The organism is Aphanizomenon sp. UHCC 0183, assembly GCF_009712065.1.
Classification (GTDB): domain Bacteria; phylum Cyanobacteriota; class Cyanobacteriia; order Cyanobacteriales; family Nostocaceae; genus Dolichospermum; species Dolichospermum heterosporum.
The window spans coordinates 1-6343 of record NZ_VILC01000117.1 but is presented as its reverse complement, the minus strand read 5'-3'; the positions used below and the strand labels follow the sequence as shown (position 1 = coordinate 6343).

Below are 6343 nucleotides of genomic sequence, written 5' to 3'. Positions count from 1 at the left end.
TCCGAAAATTAAATGTGCGTCGTTTGAAACCCTTGTAGAGACGTTCCATGGAACGTCTCTACAATCTTTACCGGAGAAGTCTAATGGTGATTCGATAACTTGTGTGTACACCGTAGCCTTATAACTGGTATAACTGATGGATATAGACTGAAACTCTCTATAGAATCTCCGCGTCTAAAGACCCGGAGAGTGTTAACCAAATTTGTCCCCAAATGAAAGACTTATCTGAAATATTAACAATTGCACGGAAGGTAGGTTGGGGTGCGGCCAGTCTCCTGAGTTCTTATTATCACGGTACTGCTGACGCACCAAATTTAGATATCCAGTATAAAGACAGCGAACCCGTTACAGTGGCAGACTTAGCCGTTAGTGAATATATCTTGTCACAGTTACAAGCTGCTTTAGGTAATGAAGACTTTGGATATATCAGCGAAGAAACTCATAAATCACAACAGGGAAAAAATCCGGCTGAGTGGGTATGGATTATTGATCCATTAGATGGAACAAGAGACTTTATCAACAAAACCGGAGAATATGCAATTCATATTGCCTTAATTCAAGGAACACAGACAATGTTAGCCGTCGTGGCAGTTCCAGAGGCACAAAAGTTATATTATGCTACTAGAGGTAGTGGAACTTTTATCGAAACTGCAACAGGTTCTTTGCCTGTGCGACTGAACTCCCGTAAAAATATCCAAGATCTAATTTTGGTGGTTAGTCGCTCACACCGCAACGATAGGTTAGAATATCTATTACAGCACCTGCCCTATCAAAATCAAAAAGCAATTGGTAGCGTCGGTTGCAAAATTGCCGCGATACTTGAACAGCAAGCAGATGTTTACATTTCCCTTTCCGGTAAATCCGCACCTAAAGACTGGGATATGGCTGCTCCTGAACTAATATTGACAGAAGCAGGTGGTAATTTTACTCATTTTGACTGCACGCCATTAGAATATAACACTGGCGACATTCATCAATGGGGAGAATTACTAGCGAGTAATTATCAAAATCATGAGGTACTGTGTCAAGAAGCGCAAAGCATTCTCACACGCTTTACAAAATGAACGCGGTAGCGTTGGGAGCTTCGCGTCTTCAGACCGAAGGGGAAAACGCACAGGGGCTAATTGATTGCCTTCAATATTAGTGATATACTCAAAACGGCTAGAAGCCGGACTTTTTTATCATACAAAGAACAAGTTCAAAGCCTCTCCAGTATTAAATATTATTCCTTTTCCCTCTCCTCTTAGGAGAGTGTCAACGAAACAGTATTTGTCGTGGAGAATTTCCTGACAATGCTGGTGGTTTTGTTGGGAAAATTTGTTCATTATGGGTTAATATTCTCATGTAGTGCTATACTTGGGGATATCAAAGATTATTTTCGGTTGAGTAAGTCGTTTGAAGATTTTTCTAAATACGTCTCTCCGAATCTAACTCTCTACACTCTCTGGTTTGGGAGTGGTAGTAGCAGCGATCGCTACTAAGTCCAGTAAAAAAAAATTAAAATCTAGAGTATCCAGCAGATACAGTCTCCCGCTAAGTGCTGCTGGAGTATTTTATTTTGACTTTAGTTCTCAAATATTGAATTAAACTACGGAGGAACAGGAATGACACAAGTGGTCTTAGGTGAAAATGAAGGGATTGAATCAGCACTACGAAGGTTCAAGCGGGAAGTTTCCAAAGCAGGAATTTTCCAAGATATGCGGAAAAAGCGTCACTTTGAGACACCTTTAGAAAAAGAAAAGCGCAAAGCCATAGCCAGACACAAGCAACGTCGCCAACAACGTTCTCGCTTCAAGCGCTAGATTTTTAGTCATATTTGCTAGAATTAGGAAATCCTGACAGGATTTCCTTTTAGAGAACTCCACAAAAAGTCTCACAAAAATTTTCACTTCGTTCCATAGAACCCGGTCCAATAATTTTGATTCCCTGGTTTTCTTTTTCGGCTAATTCTAAATTTAATATCAGCAGTTTTTCTAAAATATCATCATTGGCTTGAAAGTTATAAGCTGTCATTACCAGTTTATCTAATTGTTGATGCAGTTTATAAAGTTGGCTGCTGGGTTCGTTGAAGAATTTATTATATAATGTGGTGATTCCCCATTGTTTTGTTTCCATTTGTTGAGTCCGATATTGATGTAGTTCTTCGGCTTTGCTGCGAATTTGTTGGACTATTTTTATATCTGCTGTTTGCGGAAATGGGAAAGTTTCAAAACAAGTGTTATGAGTGTAACGAGTGTCACCTTTTAAAGTTGAACTTTGCACATTTACCCAAACACGATGTATGTTAGATGTGAGAATCCCTAATATATAAAAGTCATCTGACGCTATAACTGTTGTTGAGTCTGCTGGTAGCCAATTAGATTTACCAGGAATGAAAATGAACCATTTAGAATGTCTAGGAACTATAAAATAAAATGGTAAATTAGATAATGCACTTCTCATTGATTCATTTGTACGCTTAAATCTCCACCATTTTTCCCTCATTACAGTTTCACGATTTGTTTCTCTTTCAGGTTTAACATTTGTTCTAATATATTCAAAAGGAAGTTTATATTCACTAACTTCTTCTATACTCATATTTTGAAAATCAATAATCCATCTTTCTGGTGTACCATGAGGATTATCTGTTAAATCTCTTGCTGAAATAGATTGTTTAAGAACATCTTGATTTTTTACATCTGCTTTTATCCAATCTGTAAGAGGATGTTTGAAAAGTGTTATTCCGTAATTTTCATCACATTGCTACCCCCCTTAGTCCCCCCTTGTAAAGGGGGGAAACAATAAAAATCCAGTTCCCTCCCCTTTACAAGGGGAGGGTTAGGGTGGGGTAAAAAATATTTGATACATCAACCATAACTTTTCAAACACCCTCTAACCTGTTGTTCAGTTACAAAAAATCCTTTTCCCACAGGAATAACACCCTGAAAGCATTTATTGAGATTTGCTTGTAACCGCGCAGCTTGAGAAACATCAATACTAGATTTTAAAGAAGAATTTATTTGTGAAACTACAAGATCATCTAAATAATATTTTTCTGGTTTATCCTTACACCAATTGACAATACTCACATGAACTTTCGCAGCACCAGACCAAGGTTGTGTAGAAACAGCTTCATGAATATAACCGCCATTTTGAGTAATATAATCTAAAGCTGCAATTCTACTTTTACCTTGACTTATGGAATTAGTCGCAACTAATCCAACTCTACCTTTTCCATCAATTTTATCGTGTGCTAACCGAAACCAATAAGCACAAAAATCTACATCTTTAACTTTTGGAAAATGTTGGAAAATTCTATCTACATATTCATCATTTAAATCCATTCTCATATTTTTCCCACCTAAAAACGGCGGATTTCCAATAATAGCATCTGCTTTTACCCAGTCACAAAACAAAGCATCTTGACAAACAATATTATTATCTAAAGTATCCAAAGGTAAAGCAGGTTCAGTTAATTGCAAATTATCAATCGCAATCTTCCGCGCAATCATCAAAGTCACCCGCGCTAATTCCACCGCAAAGGGATTTGTATCCATTCCATAAAATTGCAAAGGTGTCACCAAACCCATTTGCAATTGTTTATCTGGAGATTTACGCAAAGATTGAATTTTCTCTAATAGCAAGATTTCAATTCTTTTCAATTCCTGATATGCGATATAAAGAAAATTACCCGAACCACAAGCAGGATCTAAAACTCGATAACTTTGTAATTCTATTTGCAGTTTTGAAAGTTCTTTAATTGTCCCTGCTTCCTCAATTCTCTCTTCCCAATAACGGCTAATTGTGGGACGGACAATTTTCATAATATCCACTTCAGAAGTGTAATGGATTCCTCTCGCGTGACGTTCTTCCTTATATATACTCCCTTCAAATAAATTCCCAAAAATAGCCGGACGGACTTTACTCCAATTTTCTCGCGCAGACACATCTAAAAAATTTAATTCTTCCCTCGTTAATTCAATTGCATCAATTCGAGAAAATAAACCCCCGTTAAAATAATCAACTCCTTGATAACGTCCCGCTGGGGTTTTTCGGGGTTGATTCATTTCCCGAAATAACCCACCCAGAACATCATAGGAACTTAACCCTTTCATACAATCTTGGACACAAGAAACAAACATATCACAGGGTAACAGTTGTCTATCTTCCGCAAACATCGCTAAAACACATTGCAAAATAAACCGCTGTGCTGTTAACTTTTCAATTCCCCTATTTTCTAATTCTAATAATAATTCACCCATGCGACGGGCAGCTTTAACAGTTACTTCTACTTGGTTGTTTTGGAATACAGGGGTTTTTTGCCCTAATTCCATAAATGTCAATGCTCCTGACCGTTCTGGAAGTTGTTCGAGGGTAATTTTATCTACAGGTGTATCTAATTGAATATCAAAATCAAAGATCCAAAATTCATCAAAATTACATAAAATCACATATTTAGGACGATTTGGGACTAACCTAAGTAGGTGAACAGAAAAATTTAAAGGTATATAACGGTATGTAAAGTTGTCTCAATGCGAGATTCTGATTGAGTTTCAGCCATTTTACAAAACGCAATACCCCTCATTTTTATTTTGTTTACCTACTTAGTCCAATAATCAAAAGCTTGGGAATAATGTTTATTTAAGTCTTCTCCGCGCTTTTTCATTTCTATTAAAACGCGAGGTTTCCAAACTAAATCAGCAAAGCCAGTTTTTCCGGTTTTACTACCTTTTTTAATTGCTTCTTCGTAAGTCGCACCCGCTTCTAATGCACCTTCATGTCCAAAGGCTCGAAAAAATCGGTCGAGAAATGTTTGTGCTTCTTTGCGTTCTTGTCCAGTGATATGTTGGTGACAAAATTGCACGAATTTAGATAGGGTTTCTGGTGTTGATGATGTCATGGTTGTTTCTGAACAATAATAAATAATAAGATCCATAAGATCCCCGACTTCTTAAAGAAGTCGGGGATCTCAACTTCTCGATATTTACAAAAATATCACTCAATCTCTCAATTGAGTCGCGCAAAAAAGAAGATGTGGGGGTTGACAATTGATTTTAAATTTGTTATCATAGATTTGATAAGGAAGAACTATCATAAAATAATTATAGTTGGAAGGAAACCCAACACATAATTTTTACCGTTACAAAAAATGTAACCAGGTTCGATATGAGTTTAAGCAGTGTAAAACTATAAGTTAGGGCTTACGCATTGACAAAGTTTTCTAAATATGTAATGTGGATTTTATCTCTTGTAGGGTGCGTCAGACCCAATAATTTGGTAAAAAACAGATTTCCTCTATCTGACGTGGTTGGTGAGCAGTTCGACAGGCTCACTGTAACACTTGCCGAACCACACCCTACTCAATAAGTTATTCCCAAAGCCGAAAACGACGCAATTTCGTTCATTCATATGAGCGTAAGTCCTATAAGTATGGAAATTACACCTTCGGTGTGAAAATATTTTGGTGGCTGTTAATAACAGTTACCCCAGAATTAATAGGTTTTTAGAGGAGTGTTAAGGAAGATGTCTATCACTGTTTTATCTAATTATCGGGTTCCAACCCGGAATTTTGGGAAAATATTATCTTTGAGTATATTTCTCAGTGCGATTTTTATGTTACCTGCATCAGCACAAGAAAAATTATGGCGAACTTTAACCGTGAGTGGAAGGGGAGTAGAAACAATTTCGACAACTTTATCTCAAGTTAGTTTGGGTGTAGAAGTTCAAGGAAAAACGGCGGAAGATGCCCAAAAAGAAGCGGCACGCAGATCATCGGCTGTGGTGGCTTTATTAAAAAAACGCAATGTTGAAAAATTGACAACTACAGGTATTCGCCTCAATCCAGTATATAGCTACAGTAATAATGTTCAACGCATTACTGGTTATGCTGCTAGTAATACAGTGAGCTTCCGCATTCCTACAGATAAAGCCGGAACTTTATTGGATGATGCGGTGAAAGTTGGAGCGACACAAATTAATGGTATAAGTTTTATTGCTAGTGATGAGGCGATCGCCAGCGCCCAAAAACAAGCCTTAAAAAAAGCTACCCAGGATGCACAAGAACAAGCGGAAACGGTTCTTAGCACCTTAAAATTAGAGCAAAAAGACATTATCAGTATTCAAATTAATGGTGCAACTCCACCACCGCCACCGATGCTATATCGGGCTGAAGCTGCTAAAGCCAATTTCGCAGATGCTTCTACTCCCATAGTTGCGGGGGAACAAGAAGTACAAGCATCAGTAACATTGCAAATTAGCTATTAGTCAGTGGTCAGTAGTAAAGAAAAAACAACTGACAACTAACAACTATACCCAACACGGCTTAATTATTTAATTCTCCGCTTAGGGGTTTAGTCAATTTAAG

Annotated in this window: 6 protein-coding genes; 3 read left to right on the top strand and 3 right to left on the bottom strand. The window is 37.5% G+C overall.

What is annotated here, in order from left to right:
- Positions 1-212: 212 nt before the first annotated feature.
- Together FJR37_RS23595 and rpsU are read left to right on the top strand one after the other, a co-directional pair.
- Positions 213-1064, top strand: coding sequence for a 3'(2'),5'-bisphosphate nucleotidase CysQ (locus FJR37_RS23595; RefSeq protein WP_053538564.1), 852 nt, complete (start codon positions 213-215; stop codon positions 1062-1064).
- 540 nt (positions 1065-1604) lie between these two features.
- The gene (gene rpsU / locus FJR37_RS23590) at positions 1605-1802 is read left to right on the top strand and encodes a 30S ribosomal protein S21 (RefSeq protein WP_015078697.1); all 198 of its coding nucleotides are present in this window, start codon (positions 1605-1607) and stop codon (positions 1800-1802) included.
- A 49-nt stretch (positions 1803-1851) separates the two neighbouring features.
- Here the strand turns inward: rpsU and FJR37_RS23585 are convergent, their stop codons facing one another.
- The 3 genes from FJR37_RS23585 to FJR37_RS23575 form a co-directional block, all read right to left on the bottom strand.
- Positions 1852-2646 (bottom strand): type IIL restriction-modification enzyme MmeI, encoded by a 795-nt coding sequence (locus FJR37_RS23585; RefSeq protein ID WP_371416161.1) that lies wholly within the window; start codon positions 2644-2646, stop codon positions 1852-1854.
- Positions 2647-2846: 200 nt separating this feature from the next.
- Positions 2847-4487: a DNA methyltransferase gene (locus FJR37_RS27870; protein ID WP_371416160.1), complete on the bottom strand. Its 1641-nt coding sequence runs from the start codon at positions 4485-4487 to the stop codon at positions 2847-2849.
- Positions 4488-4579: 92 nt separating this feature from the next.
- Entirely contained in the window at positions 4580-4915 is a 336-nt protein-coding gene (locus FJR37_RS23575; protein ID WP_254434650.1) for a type IIL restriction-modification enzyme MmeI, read from the bottom strand.
- Positions 4916-5502: 587 nt separating this feature from the next.
- Between FJR37_RS23575 and FJR37_RS23570 the strand changes: the two genes are divergently transcribed.
- Positions 5503-6243 (top strand): SIMPL domain-containing protein, encoded by a 741-nt coding sequence (locus FJR37_RS23570; protein ID WP_039200307.1) that lies wholly within the window; start codon positions 5503-5505, stop codon positions 6241-6243.
- Positions 6244-6343: the final 100 nt, after the last annotated feature.

Coding starts and splice junctions, on each gene's coding strand:
- FJR37_RS23575 (WP_254434650.1), bottom strand. CDS start 4,915: ATGGATCTTATTATTTATTATTGTTCAGAAACAACCATGACATCATCA.
- rpsU (WP_015078697.1), top strand. CDS start 1,605: ATGACACAAGTGGTCTTAGGTGAAAATGAAGGGATTGAATCAGCACTA.
- FJR37_RS23570 (WP_039200307.1), top strand. CDS start 5,503: ATGTCTATCACTGTTTTATCTAATTATCGGGTTCCAACCCGGAATTTT.
- FJR37_RS23595 (WP_053538564.1), top strand. CDS start 213: ATGAAAGACTTATCTGAAATATTAACAATTGCACGGAAGGTAGGTTGG.